16 protein-coding genes and 2 pseudogenes are annotated in these 20520 nt (G+C 72.3%); 5 read left to right on the plus strand and 13 right to left on the minus strand.

Going from position 1 to position 20520, the window contains the following annotated elements:
* Positions 1-102: pseudogene (locus tag ACFYM2_RS25575) on the plus strand (ATP-binding protein); the annotation flags it as partial.
* A gap of 103 nt (positions 103-205) precedes the next feature.
* On the opposite strand, the gene ACFYM2_RS25580 reads toward ACFYM2_RS25575, so the two are convergent.
* The 4 genes from ACFYM2_RS25580 to ACFYM2_RS25595 form a co-directional block, all read right to left on the minus strand.
* Positions 206-1045 (minus strand): alpha/beta fold hydrolase, encoded by an 840-nt coding sequence (locus ACFYM2_RS25580; RefSeq protein ID WP_388459421.1) that lies wholly within the window; start codon positions 1043-1045, stop codon positions 206-208.
* 161 nt (positions 1046-1206) lie between these two features.
* Positions 1207-1419 carry an acyl-CoA carboxylase subunit epsilon gene (locus tag ACFYM2_RS25585; RefSeq protein ID WP_350232866.1) on the minus strand — a complete coding sequence of 71 codons (213 nt, stop codon included), beginning with the start codon at positions 1417-1419 and terminating at the stop codon, positions 1207-1209.
* Positions 1420-1442: 23 nt separating this feature from the next.
* Positions 1443-3026 (minus strand): acyl-CoA carboxylase subunit beta, encoded by a 1584-nt coding sequence (locus tag ACFYM2_RS25590; protein WP_350232865.1) that lies wholly within the window; start codon positions 3024-3026, stop codon positions 1443-1445.
* A 210-nt stretch (positions 3027-3236) separates the two neighbouring features.
* Positions 3237-5642 (minus strand): polysaccharide lyase 8 family protein, encoded by a 2406-nt coding sequence (locus ACFYM2_RS25595; RefSeq protein ID WP_388839435.1) that lies wholly within the window; start codon positions 5640-5642, stop codon positions 3237-3239.
* A gap of 245 nt (positions 5643-5887) precedes the next feature.
* Between ACFYM2_RS25595 and ACFYM2_RS25600 the strand changes: the two genes are divergently transcribed.
* Positions 5888-6934: a substrate-binding domain-containing protein gene (locus ACFYM2_RS25600; protein ID WP_359000443.1), complete on the plus strand. Its 1047-nt coding sequence runs from the start codon at positions 5888-5890 to the stop codon at positions 6932-6934.
* A 590-nt stretch (positions 6935-7524) separates the two neighbouring features.
* Here ACFYM2_RS25600 and ACFYM2_RS25605 read toward each other — a convergent pair.
* Entirely contained in the window at positions 7525-8919 is a 1395-nt protein-coding gene (locus ACFYM2_RS25605; RefSeq protein WP_388839438.1) for a M64 family metallopeptidase, read from the minus strand.
* Between the two features lie 112 nt (positions 8920-9031).
* On the opposite strand from ACFYM2_RS25605, the gene ACFYM2_RS25610 reads away from it, so the two are divergent.
* Positions 9032-10372 (plus strand): helix-turn-helix domain-containing protein, encoded by a 1341-nt coding sequence (locus tag ACFYM2_RS25610; protein ID WP_388839441.1) that lies wholly within the window; start codon positions 9032-9034, stop codon positions 10370-10372.
* Between the two features lie 253 nt (positions 10373-10625).
* Complete coding sequence (locus ACFYM2_RS25615; RefSeq protein ID WP_388839444.1) at positions 10626-11249, plus strand: YceI family protein; 624 nt, start codon at positions 10626-10628, stop codon at positions 11247-11249.
* 66 nt (positions 11250-11315) lie between these two features.
* Here ACFYM2_RS25615 and ACFYM2_RS25620 read toward each other — a convergent pair whose 3' ends face one another.
* The 7 genes from ACFYM2_RS25620 to ACFYM2_RS25650 form a co-directional block, all read right to left on the minus strand.
* Positions 11316-12227: a hypothetical protein gene (locus tag ACFYM2_RS25620; protein WP_388839447.1), complete on the minus strand. Its 912-nt coding sequence runs from the start codon at positions 12225-12227 to the stop codon at positions 11316-11318.
* A 133-nt stretch (positions 12228-12360) separates the two neighbouring features.
* On the minus strand, positions 12361-13704 hold the full coding sequence (locus ACFYM2_RS25625) for a hypothetical protein (protein ID WP_388839450.1): 1344 nt from the start codon (positions 13702-13704) through the stop codon (positions 12361-12363).
* Positions 13705-13850: 146 nt separating this feature from the next.
* On the minus strand, positions 13851-15494 hold the full coding sequence (gene cimA, locus ACFYM2_RS25630; RefSeq protein WP_359000472.1) for a citramalate synthase: 1644 nt from the start codon (positions 15492-15494) through the stop codon (positions 13851-13853).
* 305 nt (positions 15495-15799) lie between these two features.
* Positions 15800-17122 (minus strand): MFS transporter, encoded by a 1323-nt coding sequence (locus tag ACFYM2_RS25635; protein ID WP_388839453.1) that lies wholly within the window; start codon positions 17120-17122, stop codon positions 15800-15802.
* A 134-nt stretch (positions 17123-17256) separates the two neighbouring features.
* Positions 17257-17859 carry a TetR/AcrR family transcriptional regulator gene (locus ACFYM2_RS25640; protein ID WP_388459412.1) on the minus strand — a complete coding sequence of 201 codons (603 nt, stop codon included), beginning with the start codon at positions 17857-17859 and terminating at the stop codon, positions 17257-17259.
* Positions 17860-17923: 64 nt separating this feature from the next.
* Complete coding sequence (locus ACFYM2_RS25645) at positions 17924-18469, minus strand: flavoprotein (protein ID WP_388839456.1); 546 nt, start codon at positions 18467-18469, stop codon at positions 17924-17926.
* 266 nt (positions 18470-18735) lie between these two features.
* On the minus strand, positions 18736-19218 hold the full coding sequence (locus ACFYM2_RS25650) for a hypothetical protein (protein ID WP_388839459.1): 483 nt from the start codon (positions 19216-19218) through the stop codon (positions 18736-18738).
* A gap of 330 nt (positions 19219-19548) precedes the next feature.
* On the opposite strand from ACFYM2_RS25650, the pseudogene ACFYM2_RS25655 reads away from it, so the two are divergent.
* Positions 19549-19984 (plus strand): annotated as a pseudogene (locus tag ACFYM2_RS25655) (HAD family hydrolase); the annotation flags it as partial.
* 27 nt (positions 19985-20011) lie between these two features.
* Here the strand turns inward: ACFYM2_RS25655 and ACFYM2_RS25660 are convergent.
* Positions 20012-20458: a GNAT family N-acetyltransferase gene (locus ACFYM2_RS25660; RefSeq protein ID WP_388839462.1), complete on the minus strand. Its 447-nt coding sequence runs from the start codon at positions 20456-20458 to the stop codon at positions 20012-20014.
* Between the last annotated feature and the right edge of the window lie 62 nt (positions 20459-20520).

Consider the following 20520-nt stretch of genomic DNA (forward strand, 5'->3'; position numbering starts at 1 on the left):
CCCGACACCCCCATCATCGTCACCGACGCCCGCCACCGCGCCGACGCCAAGAGCGCCCTCATCACCCTCGTCGAACACGCCCTCATGGCACGCCTGCGCTGACGCCGCGCGGCCGGGGCGAGCGATACCGACGCGGGCCCACACCGGATGCCCAGGAGCGCGGGGGACCGCGCGGGAAGACCTGAGCCGCCGGTGGGGGCCCGCCTCACTGTCCTTTACGCAGCAACTCGTCTAGTTTCAGGGCGAATTCGTCGGGGTGCGTCACCACACCCACGTGGCCGCCCGGGAACTCCCCGAGCGCGACCCCGTACCGCTCGGCGAGCGCGGCCGCCGGCCGGTAGAGCCGAAGCCCGTACGACGCCCACCCCGCGGCCGGCACCAACTTGCCCGCGTGCGCGTCCAGTCGCTCCAGATCCGGGACGTGCGCGCTGAACTGTCCCAGGACGCGCCCCAGGAAGAACTCCGAGTTCTTCCGCACCCGCGCGAACGTGGCGAGCATGCCCGGTGACAGCCCGGACAGGTCCGGCTTCTCACCCCGCTCCTCACCGCACCCCGCACTCATCTCGGCCATGGCCGCGCCCTCCCCCTCGCGGTGGAAGGTCGCCACCACGTGGCTGAAAAAGGCGTGCTGCTCTGCGGCGTCCGGCAGCAGGGAGACCAGGACGGGCTCATGCGCGACGACCCGGGCCAGCCGCTCGGGGTGGCGGATCAGCAGCTCCACCGCCACGATCGCACCCGAGCTGGTGCCGAAGACGTACGCGGGCGCCCCGTCCGGCGCCACCCGGTCGAGCAGCCGGCGGGCGTCGTCGGCCTGGGTCGCCACGCACTGGTCGTCGTCCGGCCCGTCCAGCGGGCTGCGCGAGTGGCCGCGCGGATCGTAGGTCACCACCGTGTAGCGGTCGGCGAGCGCGTCGGCGACCGGTTCGAAGATTCCGGCGTCCCCGCCGCCACCCACGATGAGCAGCAGCACGGGCCCCGCTCCGCGCACCTCGTAGCGCAACGTCGCGCCGGGCACCTTCAAGGTGCCGATGGCCGGTTCGTTCACGGCCCTCTCCCCCCTCTTTCTTTCCCGTTCTCTGCACTCCCGGGCCGGCGCGGTGCGCATGGCCCGGGGCCCCAACGTACCCAGCGCTCGGGCGCGGGCCCAGCGAAAAAAAGCCCCCGCCCAGATGGGCGGGGGCGGGGCGCGTGGCGTTTCCCGGGAGGTCAGCCCTGCCAGGAGTGCGGGGCGCGGAAGCCGGGGGTGCGCTCAAGGCGGCGCCAGCCGGCGGTGGAGCGGCCGCGCTTGGGCGCGGGGGCGGGCTGGGCGGCGGCGCGCGCCAGCAGGATCGCGGTGATCGCGGCGAGCTCTTCGGGGGCGGCGTCGCCCTTCTCCACGCGGAGCAGGGACTCGGACGAGTTGGACTTCGGGGTGTTCACGTGCGTCTCCTCTGGCTGAGTTCCTACTGGGGCGGATTGCCGTGCTTGCGGGACGGCAGGTCCGCGTGCTTCGACTTGAGCATCGCCAGGGAGGCGATCAGAACGGACCGCGTCTCGGCCGGGTCGATCACGTCGTCGACCAGGCCCCGCTCCGCCGCGTAGTACGGATGCATGAGCTCGGCCTTGTACTCCTTGACCATGCGCGCCCGCATCGCCTCGGGGTCCTCAGCGTCCGCGATCTGCCGGCGGAAGATGACGTTCGCCGCGCCCTCCGCGCCCATCACCGCGATCTCGTTCGTCGGCCACGCGTACGTAAGGTCCGCGCCGATCGACTGCGAATCCATCACGATGTACGCCCCGCCGTACGCCTTGCGCAGGATCAGCGAGATGCGCGGCACCGTCGCGTTGCAGTACGCGTACAGCAGCTTCGCGCCGTGCCGGATGATTCCACCGTGCTCCTGCGAGACACCCGGCAGGAACCCGGGCACGTCCAACAGGGTGATGATCGGGATGTTGAACGCGTCGCACATCTGCACGAAGCGAGCCGCCTTCTCCGACGCCTCGATGTCCAGCACACCCGCCAGCGACTGCGGCTGGTTGGCGACCACACCCACCACCTGGCCGTCCAGGCGGGCCAGCGCGCAGATGATGTTCCGCGCCCACCGCTCGTGGACCTCGAGGAAGTCGCCGTCGTCGACCAGCTCCTCGATCACCTTGCGCATGTCGTAGGGACGGTTCCCGTCCGCCGGCACCAGGTCGAGCAGGACCTCCGAGCGACGGTCGGCGGGATCGTCACTGGCGTGGACCGGCGGGTTCTCCCGGTTGTTCGACGGCAGCATCGAGATCAGATACCGCACCTCCGCCAGGCACGTCTCCTCGTCGTCGTAGGCGAAGTGCGCCACACCCGAGGTCTCCGCGTGCACATCCGCGCCGCCCAGACCGTTCTGGGTGATCTCCTCGCCCGTCACCGCCCGCACCACGTCCGGGCCCGTGATGAACATCTGCGACGTCTCGCGCACCATGAACACGAAGTCGGTGAGCGCCGGGCTGTAGGCGGCGCCGCCCGCGCACGGGCCCAGCATCACGCTGATCTGCGGGATCACACCCGAAGCGCGCGTATTGCGCTGGAAGATCCCCCCGTACCCCGCGAGCGCGGAGACGCCCTCCTGGATACGGGCGCCCGCGCCGTCGTTCAGCGACACCAGCGGGGCGCCCGCCGAGATCGCCATGTCCATGATCTTGTGGATCTTCGTCGCGTGCGCCTCGCCCAGCGCGCCGCCGAAGATCCGGAAGTCGTGCGCGTACACGAAGACCGTCCGGCCCTCCACCGTGCCCCACCCGGTGATCACACCGTCGGTGTACGGCTTCTTCGCCTCCAGGCCGAAGCCCACGGCCCGGTGCCGGCGCAACTGCTCCACCTCGTGGAACGAGTCCGGGTCGAGCAGCAGGTCGATCCGCTCCCGCGCCGTCAGCTTGCCCTTGGCGTGCTGCGCCTCGGTCGCGCGCTCACTGGGCCCGCGACGGGCCTCCTCGCGCAGGGCGAGGAGTTCTGCCACGCGTCCACGCGTGTCGGTCGGCTCACCCTGGGTCTCGTCCACAACGGTCATGTACCGACCCTACGAAAGGGACCAAGGATTTCCTCCGTCGACTCCAGACAGTCTCAGGACCCCTTTCCTAGTGGGGGCTGACAGTAGACCTGCGCCAGGCGGCCGACTCGACAGCGTGGAGGCCCTGAGATCTGTTGGGTTCCGACAACCAAGCGGAACCGGTGCGTCAGCGTCGCGTCGCCTGCGCGTACGCCGCCGGTCGCCCCGGCGTCAGCCGAGTACGACCTCCGTGCGCACCGTCTCGCAGGCGGTGCCCGGGGCGATCCGCAGGCGGAGCGCGCGGCCGGTGCCCAGGACCTCCACCCTCGGGTCCCGGGTGGTCACCGAGCGTACCGGCCGGTCCCAGGTCAGTTCGACCGGTGACCCGCCGCGCTCGGGCGCCGCGAGCGAGAGGGTCGCCGTCCGGCGCGCCGCGTGGACGAGGACGCTCGCCGGGCCGTCGGCGCCCAGGCCCCCCACCGTGCCCGCCGTCCAGAAGTTGGCGGCGAGCAGCCCGAGCCGGGCGGCCGAAATGGCTTGCGTGGAGGCCGAGTTGGCCAGCACACGTACCCGGTCGCGGTCGGCGGCCCGCACCGCGGTCTCCCCCTGCCGGGCCCCGGGCAGCACGACATAGGCGTACCCGGCGCCGGTGGGGTCGGTGCCGTGGTCGAACCAGAGGGTGAGGTAGCGGCGGACCACGGGGTCGGTGGTGCCGCCGGTGTTGATGGCGCGCCAGGTGCCGGTGCGCTCCTCGCGCAGGGTCTCCAGGCGGGCGCCGCCGGGAAAGACATAGCCGCCCTGGCCCGCGATGTGCGCCCAGCGGGCCCGGGGGAAGGTGTCGCGGCGGCCGAGGGCCCCGGGCAGCCGGCGGCCGTCGACGGTCAGGGCGTGGGTGCCGGCGGCGCCGAGGTTGCGCTGGTCGACGACGGTCTCCACCGGCCGGCCGTCGCTCGCGGCGATGCCGGCGCCGAGGCAGACGATCTCGTCACCCACGAAGAACCACGATGCGCGGGCGACCAGGGTCGAGGAGAGCCCCTTGAGGTGCTGGCCGACGGCCGCGTACGTTCCGTCGCTCGCGCCGCCCACCCAGGTGACGGCGGGCCGGGCCGCGCCCCACGCGCCGCCTTCGCCGTCCACGAGCGGCTTGCGCGAGACGGTGGTGCCGGGCATGCGGTACGGGTCGGCGGTGGGCCAGAACCCGTCGCTGTACTGATCACCCGCGAAACCCGCACCCCACCAGGCGAGCATGCCGGATCCGGTGCTCCAGCCGCGCAGGTTCTCGCCGTTGCCGTTCTCGTAGTACGCGATCCGGTTCGAGGACATGCTCAGGGACGCGGCGAAGCGGGTGCCCCGGTGCACGGCGCGGTCCATGGCGGGAAAGAGGCGGGGGCCCAGGGGCGCCGGGGCGACGCTCGGCGCGGCGTCCACGGCGGCGCGCAGCAGGGCGAGGTTGGCGACCGACAGGCGCTGGTCGGTGAGGACAGGGGTGGTCTGGGCGCGCTGTGTCCAGCCCTTGATCAGGGCGCGCCAGCGGTCGCGTTCGGCCGGTGAGGCGCCGAGGGCCAGCATGGCGATGTGGGCCATGATCGTGCGGCCCATGAGCTGGTCGTCGGTCGTCTGACGGGAGATCGCGCGGCCGTTGACGCAGTCCATCATCAGTCCGTCGTGGATGAAGGGCGCGTAGCAGCGCTCGACGGAGTCGAGGATGATCTGCCGGTGGGGGTCGGTGACCGCCCAGGTGGAGCCGGCGAGCAGCGCGAACAGCCGGGACAGGCCGTCGATCTGCACCTCGCCGTACGAGCCGGTGTAGGCGATCCAGGTGTGCTGGACGAAGGAGCCGTCGGCGTACAGGCCGTCCCCGCCGGTGACGTAGGGGAAGACGGGCGAGAGCGCGTCGCGGGCCAGGGCGATCTTCGCGGCGTTCCTGCCGAGCACTCCGCGGGTGGCGAGGACCCGGCACAGGTCGGTGCGGTTGGCGCCGGTGGAGGTGCCGGCGTAGACGGCGACGGCGCTGTCGGGGACGAAGTGGTCGACGGCGGCGGTGTACTGGCCGATCTGGGCGGCGGTGAGGGTGTCGTACGCGATGACGGCGGTGTCCAGGAGGAGGCGGGGGCTGCCGATCTGCCAGTCCCACCAGTTGCCGAAGGACTTGGTGTTCTCGTTGTAGATCCGCGTGTACAGGTGGTCGAGGCCCCGGCCGACGGCGGCGATCAGGGCGGGGTCGCCGGTGGTTCCGGTGCCGGGCTGCGCCCAGGCCTGCGCCATGGTGTTGAGCCGGGTGTAGCTCGCGCTCATGTTGGCGGAGCCGGTGGCGGGGCTGGTGAGCGGCTGGTCGGGCCAGAGGGATCCGCTTGCCGGGGCCATGGTGGCGAGCGCCGTGCGGGCGGCGGCGCCGAGGGTGGCCAGTTTGGTGGCGTAGGGTTCGGCGGTCGCGTCGAAGCCGGTGCCGAGCGTGAGGTCGCGCCAGCGCAGGCGCAGAGTGTCGAACTCGTCCGCCGCATACGGACGTTGGGGCTTCATCGGGGCGGCCGCCGTGGCCGGGGTGGCGGGGAGGGTGAGGCCAAGGGCGACGGCGGCGGCGCCGGTGCCGGACGCGGCGAGGAAGGTGCGGCGTGAACTGCCCGAGGGGGATGGCATGGTGGCGGGACCTCCGGAACGTGGGCGAACAAGGAGGGGCACGGGGTGGGCGCGAAGGCCCGGGCGAGCGCGGCGCGATGGAGCGGTTTCTCTCATGACATCGAAAGAACGCGCAATACTTCGCACATTCATCACGAGAATTGATCGTTCGCTCAGAAACACGCACGAACGATCCAACGAGGGTTACGCTCCTGGTCAGCGGTTGACGGCGGTCGGCGGGAGCCGGCGGGGAGGGGCGGGGCCACGTGCATGCCGAGGACAGGCACCAGGCGATACTGCGGCGGCTGCGGGAGCGCGGTTCGCTGCGCGTGACCGATTTCGCCGAGGAGTTGAGGGTGTCGGCGGTGACGGTGCGCCGGGACGTGGAGGCGCTGGCCGAGCGCGGTCTGGTGGCCCGGGTGCACGGGGGCGCGCTGCTCCCCGACCCGGCGCCGACGGGCCCCGCGCCCCGGCCGGACGGGCCGGGCCCGGTCTTCGGCCTCGTCGTGCCGGCGGCCGACTACTACTATCCCGAGGTCATCCAGGGGGCAAGGGAGGCCGCCGCCGCCCGGGGCATCCGGCTCGTGCTCGGCATCTCGCAGTACCGGGCCGACGAAGAGCGGGCGCAGGTGCGCCAGTTGCTGTCGCACGGCATCGACGGGCTGCTCATCGCGCCGTGCGGGCCGCCCGGCGACCAGGACTGGCTCGCGGCGCTCGGCGTGCCCTTCGTGCTGGTTGAGCGGCGCTCGGGGGACGACGTGCCGGGCGCCGAGCAGGTGGTCACCGACCACGCCCACGGCGCGCGCCTTGCCGTACGCCATCTCGCGCGCTCGGGCCGCGAAAGGATCGGGCTCCTGGTGCGCGCGGACAGCCCGCACAGCGCGCTGGTCAAGGAGGGCTACCTCGACGGGCTCGCCTCCCTCGGCCTGCCCGCGCCGCAGTCACTGCGCTTCACCATCACGGCGCCGGAGGCCGACCCGCTGCGCCGGGACGCCCAGCTCGACGAGTTCACCGGGGCGGTCGGGGACGGGCTGCTCGACGCGGTCCTCGTCCACAACGACCACGACGCGATCGTGCTGCTCCCCCGGCTGCGGACGCGGGGCCTTTCCGTGCCGGGCGACCTCGCGATCGTGGCGTACGACGACGAGGTCGCGGCGCTGGCCGACATCCCGCTCACGGCCGTGGCGCCGCCCAAGCGGGCGGTGGGGGTCGCGGCGGTGGACCTGCTCGCCCTGCGCGTGGCCGACCCCGGGCGGGCCAGGCACCGCCTGTCGATCCTGCCGGAACTGCGACAGCGCGCTTCCAGCGGGTGACGCGGGCGCGCGGGTCCGTGGGCGGTGTTTCCGTTCTGCCCTCGACCCCTCAGCCGCCGTCGCGGAAGACGAGCAGATAGCGGAGGGGTCGATCGCGTCCACCTCCATCCCCAGCCGCGCGAGCGCCCTCAAGGCGCGAACGGGGTCTGGGGCGGAGCCCCAGGGGCCCCGGCCGCGGACCGTGGGCGCTCCTCGCGCAGTTCCCCGCGCCCCCGGCGGGGTTCGTGCTGGCCCGCGCGGGCCAACCCCGGGGCAGGGCTCATGCTGGCCCATACAAGCAACCTCAGCCCGTCCGGCGTTTGAGGACGAGCGCCCTCAAGGCGCGAACGGGGTCTGGGGCGGAGCCCCCGGGGGCTCGGGTGCGGACCGTGGGCGCTCCTCGCACAGTTCCCCGCGCCCCTGGCAGGGCTCGTGCTGGCCAGCACAGGCATCCCCAGCCCGTAGTGGGGGTCCCCCTGGCCCTTAAGGCCTTGGGGGAGATTGAGGACGAGGCCGTTCAGGCCGGACGGGGTCTGGGGCGGAGCCCCGGCAACCGGGGTGCGGGGCGTGTTGGGCGGGCGTTCGGGCACTCGGCGCCGGCCCCGCCGGCCTCAGCGGTGGAGTTGCCAGCGCAGCGAACCCCGCAGGCCCGCCGCGATCCCGGGATCACGAACCGAGGGCGTACGGTCGACCACCTGGACCGTGAGGTCATGGGACCCCCGCCCAAGCCCGAGCTCCCGCACCGGCACCGCGCCCCGCCCCGCGTACCGCCGAAGCTCCCGCCCGTCCAGATACCACCGCACCGTCAACTGCCGCGCCCCGGCCAGCCGGGGAACCGTCACCCGGGCCGTGTCACCCGGCCGCAACGTACGCGCCGTGGACGTCGCGGGCGTCGCGATCGACGCGTGCCGGTAGAACCCCGCGATCATCGCCTCCACCCCCGGCAGGCTGAACGGCTTGCCGAGCACCCGCATGATCGAGGCGTCGGTGGGCCGGTTGAGGCCGGTGACGTAGTAGCCGCCGCCCTCGTACGCGCCCACCGTCCCCCCGTCCGGCGACGTCTCGCCGAGCCAGCGGTACCACTTGAGGCGCTGGGCCGCCATCTGGTCGGCGGACAGGGTCGAGATGTCGGACTGGGCGGGCTCGGGCCCCGTGTAGTGCTCGTAGCCCGGGGTGCCGGGGTAGAAGTATTCGTCCGCCAGCTTCCCGAGCGAGTGCCCGGTCTCGTGGATGGCGACCTGCCCGGACTTGGCGTTCCCGGCGGACGCGGTGGATATGCCCTCGTAACCGAGCGTCTTCGACGGCTCGTTGTAGCCCGCCCCGCCGTACTTGGCGCTGTTGGCGAGCACCACGACCAGATCGGCCTGGGGCGCCTTGGCCACGTAGGAGTCGACCTTGTCCTGGTCGACGCAGAGCAGCCGCTCGACGCCGTCGCACCAGAAGTACGAGCCGAGCGCGGTGTTCTTCACGTCGCCCTGCGCCGGGTCACCGGAGACCCCGCTCTGGGCGGACACCGCGTCCACCGTCCAGACGTTGAACAGGTTCTGGTACGTCGTGTACGGCTCGACGCCGGCGATCTCGCCCCACTTCTCCTTGGCGTCGGCGTGGAACTGGTCCAGCTGACCGGCGGTGTAGCCGTCGCCGACGATGACGACGTCCAGGCGGTCGGCGGTCGAGCCGTTGTCGATCATCTTGGTCACCTGGCCGTCGGCGGCGGTGGCCGCGGGCGCCGACAGGTGCGGCGCGGGCCTGCCCTGCCCGTTCACCGGGACCATGGCGTGGCCCGAGCCCGCCGGGGTCTGCCCGGAGCCGGCTTCGGGTCCGGGTATCTCGACCTGCACCTGGGGCCGTGGCGGTGGTGGCGGCGGTCCGGCGGCGGCCGCGGTGCCGGGTCCCGAGGCGAGCGCGGCCAGGACGGTGACGCCGGCAAGCGTGGCCGCCGCGATACCGGTGCGCCGGGCGCCACCGCGATGCCTGACGGCGCCCCTGCGCAGGGGTGAGCGCATGAAGTCCTCCTTGAGTGAGGGGAGTTAAGTAGCCGCGTAAATATGGTGAACGGCCTGCTTAAATTAGGGGGCGCACGGGGCGTGCGCAATGCTTTGGGGCCAAGGGGACGCCATGGACGCACCTGCCGTGATCGGCCGCCGAGTTCAGCGGCTGCGCGCACAACTGGGCCTGACCCAGCGCCAACTGGCCGAGCCCGCCTATACGCCGGCGTATGTGTCCACCCTGGAGTCGGGCAAGGTCCGCCCGTCGGAGGCGGCTCTGCGCCATCTCGCGGGGCGGCTCGGCACGACGTACGAGGAGCTGGCCACGGGCCGCCCGGCCCACCTCGCCACCGAGCTGCGGCTCGCTCTGACCGACGCCCAGCGCGTGCTGGCGACCGGCGAGGCCGACGAGGCGGCCCTCGCCTATCGCGGTCTGTTGACGCGGGCCGAACTGCACGGCCTGGACCAGGAGCGCGCCGAGGCGCTGCTCGGGCTCGGCGAGTGCGCCCTTGAGCTGGGCGAACTCGCCGACGCCGCGCGGCACTTCGAGGCCAGCGAACAGATCCTGGCCGCCGAACCGCTGCCGCGCAGGGCCCGGGCGATCCGGGGCCGCGCGGTCGTCCACATCCTGGCGGGCGAGCTGCGGTACGCCTGCTACCTCCTGGAGTCGGCCATCGACGAGCTGACCACCAGCGGCCTGGCCGACCCCGAGGCGCTGGTGCTCCTGTACGCGGCGGTCATCAGCCCCTATCTGGACATGGGCGCCCAGGCCCGGGCCGCGCGCGCCGCCGAACTGGCGCTCGCGCTGGCCCCGCGGGTCGCCGACCCCGCTCTGGTCGCGGGGATGCACCGGCAGGTGGCGCGGACCTTCCTGGCGGAGGGGCGCCTCGCCGACGCGGACGCCTCGCTCGCCAAGGCGCAGTCCGTCTACCGCCAGCTGAGTCTGCGCACCGATCTGGCGCACTGCCACTGGATGCGCGGTTACGTCCACGCCCAGGAAGGTCAACTCCCGGCAGCCGAGCGGGAGTTGCGTACGGCCCGGGACATGCTCGCGGCCAAGCGGGCCGCCCTGTTCACGGCGCAGGTCGAGGTGGAACTCGCGGACGTGCTGCGGCGTCTCGGCCGGCACGCGGAGGCGATGGCGCTGCTCACTCCGCTCACCGAGCTCGGCGACCAGCACGGCGCGGTGCACGCGGGCGGCGCGCACCGCCTGCTCGGTCTGATCCACGAGGAGCAGGGCGAGAGCGACGCGGCGGAGCGGCACTACGTCACCGCGCTCGGGCTGCTCGAACGGAGCGGGGCGAGCGGCGACCTGGCGGACCTGTGCCGTCTGCTCGGCGACCTGCTGCGCCGCGCCGGGCGCATGGAGGCGGCCATGGACGCCTACCGCACCGGCCTCGGCCACCGCGCCGCGCCGGGCACGACCACCCTGGGGCCGGCCCCGATGCCGCCCGGCGTCCCCGGCGCCTGAGCGGGACCGCGCCACACCGCGCTACACCCGCCTTCCGGAGCCCCGCACACCCGCTTACCAGGCCGCGCCGCACCCGCTTAACGAGGCCCCGCCACACCCGCTCAACGAGGCCGCCCCACACCCGCCTGACGAAGCCGCGCCCCACCCACTCCCCGAAGTAGTTGAAATTCGAACGGAATAGTTCTACCGTGAATCTCGTTGAACATTAAACCGCTTCGGCGCCAGGCCGCGGCGCACAGCGAAGGAGTACGTCATGGGTCTCTTCGGCCGTAAGAACAGCGGCGACACCGCCACGCCCGAGTCGCCCGCGCCCGCCGCCACCCCGGTGGACCCCGCGCTCGCCGCCCTGAGCGGCACCTACACCGTCGACCCGGCTCACAGTGGCATCGGTTTCACCGTGCGCCACGCCATGGTCACCAACGTCCGGGGTTCCTTCACCGAGCACGAGGGCACCCTGACCCTGGATGGCGCGAACCCGGCCGCGTCCGCCGCCGCCATCGACGTCAAGATCGCCAGCGTGGACACCGGCATCGCGGACCGCGACGCCCACCTGCGCAGCGGTGACTTCTTCGACGCCGAGCGGTTCCCGCTGATGCGCTTCCGCTCGACCGGGGCCTCGGCGCTCGGCGGCGACGCCTACCGGATCACCGGCGACCTGACGATCAAGGACGTCACCCGGCCGCTCACCATCGACCTGGAGTTCAACGGCGCGGCCACCGACCCCTACGGCAACGAGCGGGTCGGCTTCGAGGGCAGCGCCGAGATCCTGCGCTCCGACTGGGGCCTGACCTGGAACGCGGCCCTGGAGACGGGCGGCGTGATGGTCAGCGACAAGGTGAAGCTCACCTTCGACATCTCCGCCATCAAGTCCGCCTGACCCCCGGCCCAGCCTGGCCCACCCGGCGACCGGCGGGCGCCACACCCGTACCCGCGACGGCGGCGGCTACCGGCGTGCCGCGTACTGCGTGAAGACCGTCAGCGCCGTCACGACCGCGACCAGGACCAGCACGGCCGCCGTCTTCTCGCGGGTCGTGTACGGCGGCACCTGAGGCAGGGCGGGAAACGCGCTGTGCGAGGACGGCGGCGCGGCCGCCACCTGGGGACGGGCCAGGGCGCGGCGGCGGGCGGAGGCGAGCACCAGATGCAGCAGCGGGACGAGCGCCGGACCGGCCAGTGCGGCGAGACCGGTCCATGCCGGCAGGCCCAGGGCGGCCACCGCGAGCAGCACCCCCACGAACCACGCCCAGCAGCCGACGGCTCCGACCAGCGGGGCCCGCACCAGCAGGCGCAGGGGCGCCCGGCCCCGGTGGGCCAGCGCGGTCAGGGACTCGGCGAGTACGGCGGTACGGTCGTCGGCGGGCCGGGACCGCGCCTGGTCCCACGCCTGGTGTGCGGCGCCCACCGGGTGGCCTATGACCGCGAGCACGAGGCGCGCGTCGTGCCGCTGCACCCGCGCGTCGGAGGGCCGCCCGGTGGCGCCCGGGACCTCGGCCGCGTACTGCGCCTGCGCCGAGTCCGGGTCCAACTCCCTTATCCGGGCGGCCAGTTCGGCGGCCCTGCGGTTGCGTGCGGGGTCGTCGTCGGCGAGGCACAGATCGGTGTAGGCGGCGAGCAGACCGAGGTCGTCGGGGAAGGCGTCAAGGCCCTCACGGAACACCGCTTCGGCCCGGTCGGCGTGCTCGTGTGCGCCCTCGGCGGCATAGGCGCGGCCGAGCAGGGCGTAGAGGCGGGGGTCGGGGCCCTCGGTGTACAGCGCCGCCCGCGCCGCCTTGCGGGCCGCGCTGGTGCGGCCCTCGCGCAGCAGCGCCTCGACGTCGGCGCAGGCCGCGATGGTGTCTTCGTGCCCGGCGTGCAATGTGTCCCCAACCCTGGATGTGCGGCTCGCAACTATCACTCGCTGGGGCGCGACGGGTCAACAGCGCCCGGGCGGGGCGGCCCGCGTCACACCTGTCGCGCCCGGGCCCGCGTATCCCGCGAGGGGGCCCGCGTCACCAGTCGCCGCCGCCGAACCCTCCGCCGTCGCCGCCTCCGCTCCCGCCGCCCCAGTCGCCCCCGAAGTCGGACGGGTTGAAGTCGGAGCCCGACACGTCGCCGCCGTCGTAGCCGCCGCCCATGTCGTAGGAGCCGGCTCCGTAGTCCGAGGCGTACGCCGGGGTCGACAGCATGGAGCCGAGCATCGTGCCCATCAGGAGACCGGGCAGCATGCCGCCGCCGAAGTAGCCGCCCGCCCAGGGGCCGTAGGCCGGGCCCGCGTCGTAGTAGGGGCGCCGGCCCTGGTCGGTGTCGACCTCGCGGACCATCGGGTCCTGGCCGTCGCGCAGCCGGGTCGCGTCCGCGAGGCAGACCGGCACCTGGCGCGGGGCGCCGCCGGCCGGGGTCCAGGTGGCGTCCTCGACGGAGGGGCCGTGGCGCGGGTCGAAGAAGCAGGGGGCGCGGCGCTCGGGCAGCGGGCGGTGCTCGCGGCGGGCGGCGAGGGTCGCCAGGGAGAACCTGCCGTCCTCAAGGGCCTGGGTCACGCCCGTCACGTCGGCGGGCCGCTCGGCCTTGGCCATCAGGGACTTCGCGGTCTCATAGGAGTCAAGGGCGCGCTCGTAGTCGGCGCGCATCGCGTCGTCGGCGCCGGCCTCCGCCGGGTGGAAGTCGAGCCGGTCGAGCTCTTCGCCGAACGCGGTGATGTCCTCGTCCACGACGACCTGGAGGCGCTGGAGCGCGGCCCGCTCCTCCTCGGCCTTCTTCCTGCGCCCGCGCCGCACCAGCGCGTACGCGCCCGCGCCGCCCGCCACGAGGACCGCGCCCACCCCGATGAGCGCGCCGGAGTTCACCCCGCCACCCGAGTGCGAGCCGCCGCCCCAGGAGGCGGGCGCGTGGCCCCTCATCTGCGGCAGGGCCTTGTCGACGAAGGCGTTGAGCTGGGTGGCCGCGTCTTCGCCGGTGCCGGGCGCGCGCACCGCGCTGTTGAGGTTCTTGACGGCCTGCGGGGGCATGACCTTGCGGTCGGCGCCGGAGGTGAAGGCGTCGCCGAGCCGGATCGCGTACAGGCCTGTGACGCCGGTGTCCGTGCGCAGGTAGCCCAGGATCGAATCCTTGGGGTACGCGGCGCTGTTGGGCAGCACGGCCACGAACAGCGGCTTGTCCGCGTCCTTGATCTTCTTGGCCAGGGCGTCGGCCTGGGCGGGACTGAGCTGGCTCGCGGCTCCGGGATCGACGTAAACCGGGCTCTTCTTGAGCTGGTCGGCCACGTCGGACGCGCCGGAGGCGGCCATGGCGGGCGCCGCCGTGACCAGCGCGGCGAGCGCTACGGCGGGGAGTACGGAGATAACCCTGAGCCTCATGGTGCCGACGCTACCCGAGGGGACACGGAAACGGACATACGGGAAGCGGGCGGCCGGGTGCGGGGCGGGCCCCCGGGTGCGGGGCGGGGCGGGCGGCCGGGGTGAGTGGCCCCGGGTCCCCGGCGCGGCCCCGCCCCGGCGCGGCTTCAGCGGCGCGGTTCGGCGCCGGCCCGCAGCAGACCGTAGGTGTACGCGTCCTGGAGCGCTTCCCATGACGCGGCGATCACGTTGGGGCCCGCGCCGACGGTGGTCCACTCGGCCGCGCCGTCCGTGGTGGTGATCAGAACGCGGGTGGTGGACGCGGTGCCGTGCTTGCCCTCGAGGGTGCGCACCTTGTAGTCGACCAGCTCGAACTTGGCGACCTGCGGATAGAACCGCTCCAGGCCCTGGAGCAGCGCCGAGTCGATCGCGTTGACTGGGCCGTTGCCCTCGGCGGAGACGATCAGACGCTCCTGGCCGACCCAGAACTTCACGGTGGCGCCATTGGCGTGGGTGCCGTCCTTTCGGGTCTCGACGATCGCCTGGTACGACTCGATGCGGAAGTAGTCGCGCGGGCCGCCCTCGACCTCGTCGCGAAGCAGCAGCTCGAAGGAGGCGTCGGCGGCCTCGTACGTGTAGCCCTCCAGCTCGCGTGCCTTGACCCGCTCCACGACCCGGGCGACCACCTCGCGGTCGTCACCGAGATCGACGCCGAGCTCCTTGCCCTTGAGCTCGATGGAGGCCCGGCCCGCCATGTCGGAGACCAGCATCCGGATGTGGTTGCCGACCAGACCCGGGTCGATGTGCTGGTAGAGGTCGGGATCGACCTTGATCGCGGAGGCGTGCAGGCCCGCCTTGTGGGCGAAGGCGGAGTATCCGACGTACGGCTGGTGCGTGGAGGGGGCGAGGTTGACCACCTCGGCGATGGCGTGCGAGATGCGGGTCATCTCGGCGAGCGCGCCCTGGGGCAGCACCCGCTTGCCGTACTTGAGCTCAAGGGCGGCGACCACGGGGAAGAGGTTGGCGTTGCCGACGCGCTCGCCGTAGCCGTTGGCGGTGCACTGCACGTGGGTGGCGCCCGCGTCGACGGCGGCCAGGGTGTTGGCGACCGCGCACCCGGTGTCGTCCTGGGCGTGGATGCCGAGCCGGGCGCCGGTGTCGGCGAGGACGGTGGCGACGACCGCGTGGATCTGCGCGGGCAGCATGCCGCCGTTGGTGTCGCACAGGATGACGACGTCGGCGCCGGCCTCGCTCGCGGCCCGCACGACGGCCTTGGCGTACTCGGGGTTGGCCTTGTACCCGTCGAAGAAGTGCTCGCAGTCCAGGAAGACCCGCCGGCCCTGCTCGCGCAGGTGGGAGACGGTGTCGCGGACCATCTCCAGGTTCTCCTCCAACGTGGTGCGCAGAGCCAGCTCGACGTGGCGGTCGTGCGCCTTGGCGACCAGCGTGATCACCGGGGCGCCGGACTCGACCAGGGCCCGCACCTGGGGGTCCTCGGCGGCCTTGCCGCCCGCGCGGCGGGTCGCGCCGAAGGCGACCAACTGGGCGTTGCGGAAGGTGATCTCGTCTCGCGCGCGGGCGAAGAACTCGGTGTCGCGGGGGTTGGCGCCCGGCCAGCCGCCCTCGATGAAGCCCACGCCGAACTCGTCCAGGTGCCGGGCGATCGTCAGCTTGTCCGCGACGGTGAGGTTGATGCCCTCGCGCTGGGCGCCGTCGCGCAGCGTCGTGTCGAAGACGTGAAAACCGTCGTCGACCCGGGGGCCGTGGAGAAGACTCTCCTCGGCGGCTCCGTGCGCCTCGTTGGTCGTCATGCTGATCTGACTCCTGTCGGGTTAGTGGCTCCGAGCTCCTGGCTCCACTTGCCCCCGTCGTCGCGCCGCTCGCCCCGGCCGTGGTGGGGCCGGTAAACGAAAAGACCCCTCGCGGGTGCGAGAGGTCTGCGCGCGGGTCTGGGGCACGATGGCCGCCGCCGCGGGTGGTTCCACGGTTCAGCGATCACTGCGGACCGGCGCGCCGCTGTCCATAATCATGGCGAAAGCGAGCACGCCGGCAGTCTGCCACACCGGTCCGGCTCCCTGAGACGGGGTCTCACCATCCGGGCGCCGCCCGACCTGCGCTAATTCGACGGGACCGACGGGACCGGTGCGGCTGCGGTGTCCGACGACGCCTGCGCGACGCGGTGGAGGTCGATGTCGCGTGTCTCGCGCATGGTGAGGTAGACGACCAGGGAGACGGCCGCGCACCCGGCCACGTACCAGTAGAAGCCGGATTCGGCGCCTGCCTTCTTGAACCAGAGCGCCACATATTCGGCGGTCCCGCCGAACAGGGCGTTCGCCAGGGCGTAGGGCAGGGCGACGCCGAGCGCGCGGATGTTGGTGGGGAAGAGCTCGGCCTTCACACAGGCGTTGATCGAGGTGTAGCCGGTGACGACGACCAGGGCGAGCAGGGCGAGACCGAAGGCGGGCCAGAAGGTCCCGGCGTGCCCCAGCATCGTCATGATCGGTACGGTCAGGAAGGTCGAGCCGACGGCGAAGGTGATCAGGAGCGGGCGGCGTCCGATCCGGTCGGAGAGCGCGCCCGCCAGCGGCTGGAGGCACATGAAGACGAACAGCGCGCAGAAGCTGACGAGGGAGGCGGTGGACTTCTCCATGCCGGCGCTCTTGGACAGGAACTTCGTCAGGTACGTCGTGTACGTGTAGTACGCGACGGTGCCGCCCATGGTGAGGGCCATGACCAGCAGCGCCTCACGCCGGTGCGCCCACAGCGCCTTCAGGGTGCCCCGGTCCTCGTCGCGGGCCGCCTCCGACTCCTCGTACACCTCGGTCTCCAGCATGGAGCGGCGCAGGTAGAAGACGACGGCCGCGCCGAGCGCGCCGACGATGAAGGGGACGCGCCAGCCCCAGCTGTGCAGGGCCGCGTCCGAGAGGCTGCGCTGCATGACGATCTGGAGGCCGAGGCCGACGAGCTGGCCCGCGGTCATCGAGACGTACTGGAAGCTGGAGGCGAAGCCGCGCCGGCCGGGGTCGGACGCCTCGGTCAGGTAGGTGGCGCTGGCGGCGTACTCACCGCCGACGGAGAGCCCCTGGAGCAGCCGGGCGACCAGCAGGACCGCCACTCCCCCGTAGCCCGCGACCGCGTACGTGGGTGCGATCGCGATCAGGATCGCGGAGGCGGACATCAGGGTGACGGTCAGGGTGAGCGCGGCCTTGCGGCCCTTGCGGTCGCCGATCCGGCCCAGCAGCCAGCCGCCGACGGGCCGCATGAAGAAGCCGACCGCGAAGATCCCCATGGTGTTCATGAGGTTGGCGGTCTCGTTGCCCTTCGGGAAGAACGCGTCCGCGAAGTACACGGCGAACGTGGCGTACACGAACCAGTCGAACCACTCGACCATGTTGCCGGCCGAACCGACCCAGATCTTCTTCCAGTGCTCTCGTCCCATGGACGCTCACGGTGACGCAGCGGGGCCCGGGCGACAAGGAGTACGGGCGCAACGATCGGGCCTACTTGCGTGCGTTGCGTTCCCCGCGCCGGGCGCGCGCGGGGCGGCGCGTCAGGATCGCGCGGGGCGGCGCGTCACGTGCGCATCAGCGAATCGTCCACGAACTCCCGTACGTGGCCGAGGACTTGATCGCGTCCGGTGCCGGGCAGGCCGACCGCGACATGGACGCTGAACCCGTCCAGCAGGGCGCGCAGCCGGGAGGCGAAGCGGTCGGCGTCCACCGGGCGGAACTCGCCGCGCGAGACGCCTTCGGCGAGTATCGCCACCAGGTCGCGGTGCCAGGCACCTTCGATGGCGGCCTGCCGCACCCGGGCTCCGGCGTCGGCGTTCTGGGAGCGGTTCCAGACTTCCAGCCACAGGATCCAGTGCGGGTCGCGCGGCCCGTCGGGGACGTACAGGTCGATGTAGGCGTCGAGCCGCTGGCGCGCGGTGCCGGGCCTGGCCAGCAGCCCGCGCCGCTCGTCGCCGAGCCGGCCCTCGCTCCACTCCAGGGTCTGGAGCAGCAGCTCGTCCTTGCTGCGGAAGTAGTAGAGCAGGTGCCCGCTGGACATCCCGACCTCCCGGCCGAGCCCGGCCATGGTGAGCCCATCGAGCCCGCGCTCGGCGATGGTGGCCATGGCGGCGGCGAGCAGTTCCTCGCGGGGCGGGGCGGTGTTGCGGCGGCGCGGTGCGTTCACCCGTATGTTCTACCCGATCGCGTGCCCGGGCCCGGCCACACGGGCGTCCGCCCAACAGCGACGCTCAGGCCCGCACCGCCGCCTCGACCGCGTCGAGGGCGAGCCGCCACGGGTACCCCTCCGGGGCCCGCTCGCCGTGCTGGTCCGGTACGGGCCCGGCGCCGGCGCCGTGGAGCACCGTCACCCCGGCGGAGCGCAGCACCTCGATGGACCGCTCGAACTGCGGGTGCCGCGCGAGGCCGGCGTTCACGCAGGGCATGGCGAGGACCGGTATCCGCCTGCCGATCGCCTCGGCGGCCACGCCGGTCACATAGGACGACGTCAGCCCTAACGCCCAGGAGTTGAGGGAGTTGAACGTGGCGGGCGCGAACAGAAGGGCGTCCGCCCCCGGCCAGGCATCGGCCTCCCCCGGCCGCTCGTACCGCGACCGCACCGGATGCCCGGTCAGCGTGGCGAGCCCCGACAACGACTCCTGCACCCAGGAGGCAGCGGTAGGCGTAAGCCCAAGACACACGTCCCAGCCCCCCGCTTGCAGCGACTCGACCACGGCGGCGACGTCGAAAACGGGCGGGGCGGCGGAGCAGAGGAGGTAGATGGTGCGTGAAGTCATACGGACCAGTCGATCACACCGGCCCTGAGCCGACCCCGAGTTGGCGGCACCTGGCCGCCTGGCCCGACCCGACGCCTGGGTCGCGCTCGGCACGCCGGCTCTCGACGGATATACGCCCCGCGCAGGCACGCCGCATAGAGGTCACAGACCGCCGGTCTACACCGGCCCGATCAAGCGCGGCTTTCCTTGCTCCACGGTGTACTGGCTCCGCCGATACAAAAGTGCACATCGGCGAACGGAGCCCGCCCGGCATCGCGGACAACGCATTAGCCGGTGCTGGACGAGATCCAATCGTCGTTGTTCCGGTGACGGTCCAGTCCCACGGCCTTGAACTCGTCTTCGCCCAGGTTCCCTCGTGCGCCAAGCTGGTGCAACGCCTGTGAGATCGGGCTGATCGCTCGCGAGAACCGCTTTTCCCCGGGCTCGACCAGTGGGCCCAGTGCCAGCGCGCCGCCGGCCCAGACGGCGGCGCGTTGCTCGCCGACTCCGCCGAAATACTCGGCCTCCACAAAGGCCACCGGTCCTGCTGAGGACCACCGGGCGAGCAGCGTCTCAAAGCCTCCCGGCAGCTTCCAGAACGCCAAATCCCCTCTGCCACCGCCGTCAGTGACCGCTTCGAAGACGTGATCGGTCATCGGCATCAGCGACAGGCCCTGTCGAAGAGGCACCACTCGGGCTCCAGGAACCTCCCGCGACGCAACACGCAGCAACTCGTCTGCCGCGATCACTGCCTGCAATTCGTAACCCACCCCGCAGCCTCCCCAACGGATCGGAGCCCTATCTTGCCCAACCACGTCCAGCGTCTTCTGGAACAGCCCAGCGTCTTCAGCGAGACTTGGCCCGGGTCCCAGCCATTTCTTGATGACCTGGACCGGTCACGATCCGCGTTGCTCAGGACGTCCGCCGTCTTCTTACGTTGTAGTGGGTGACGCGGTGACGGTGCTTCGACCCGAGGGAGCTGTCAAGACCGGGACGGCTGGGTGTCGGCGCCCCGGCCATCGTGGCCCGCGCCACCGCCAGCAGCGAGACCGTGCCATCCTCGTCCGCAGCCCAGTCCAGCCCGCATGCTCGGTTTCTTCCTGGTCGGCGCCGTAGTCACTCGTGGGTGCGACAACGCCGGCGCCCTGCGTCTGCTCAAGCCCGGCATCGACCTCCCGGCGGCCTACGCGGCGAGGGAGGCGGCCGGCCACGGCTAATACCTGGACGAGACGGATCTGTACGACGACGTCCGGCCCGCTCCAGGCGCCCTTCGCGAACTCGGCGTCCGCGTCATGATCGCCTGGAACCAGACGGCCCAGGCCGGCGAACCTGTACGTCGGCGACCATTCGCAGAACGACATCATCCTGGCGAAGGAGGCCGGCCTACTGACGGCGCACTTGCGGCGCGGGCCGTGGCGTCACTGGTGGGCGGACCAGCCAGACGTTGTTGCGGCTGCGGACTGGCGCATCGACTTACTACCCAGCCGGCGGCGATCGTCTCCGTTTGATCGCAACAGAGCGCCGCCCTTTCGGTGAGCCGGGCACCGAGTGTGACCATCCTGGTCAGATCGAGATCCGGTAGAACACCTTGCCCGTGTGCTGCGGTGCACCAAGCGCTTCGTACAGGGCCAGGGCAGGCGGGTTGTCGGTGTCTGCCGTCCACTCGACACGCGAGCACCCGGCTTCGGCCGCCGCTGCCTTGATCCCATCCATGAGCGCCCGAGCAACACCCTGGCGGCGAGCGTCGCCGCGCACGTACAGCTCCTTGAGGTACAGGGAGGTGTCCGCGCCGGCTGCCGGCCACAACAGCGAGTACGAGGCGAGGCCGAGAACACGGTCGCCGTCACGAGCCAGCAGGCAGTGCGCGGCCGGGTGCTCGCCGAACAGCGCGGCGCGGATTTCGTTGGCGGCCGGGCGGACGTTGTCGCCGCCGTAGTACGCCTCGGCTTCACCCAGGATCTCGGCGATCACGTCGGTGTCATACTCCGTCGCGGGACTGATCTGCACCATTGCCGGCCCTTTCGCCCTGGGGCAGCGTCAACACGTCGCGCAGCGCCCGCACCTCTGGCACG

Source organism: Streptomyces sp. NPDC006711, from assembly GCF_042869775.1.
GTDB lineage: Bacteria > Actinomycetota > Actinomycetes > Streptomycetales > Streptomycetaceae > Streptomyces.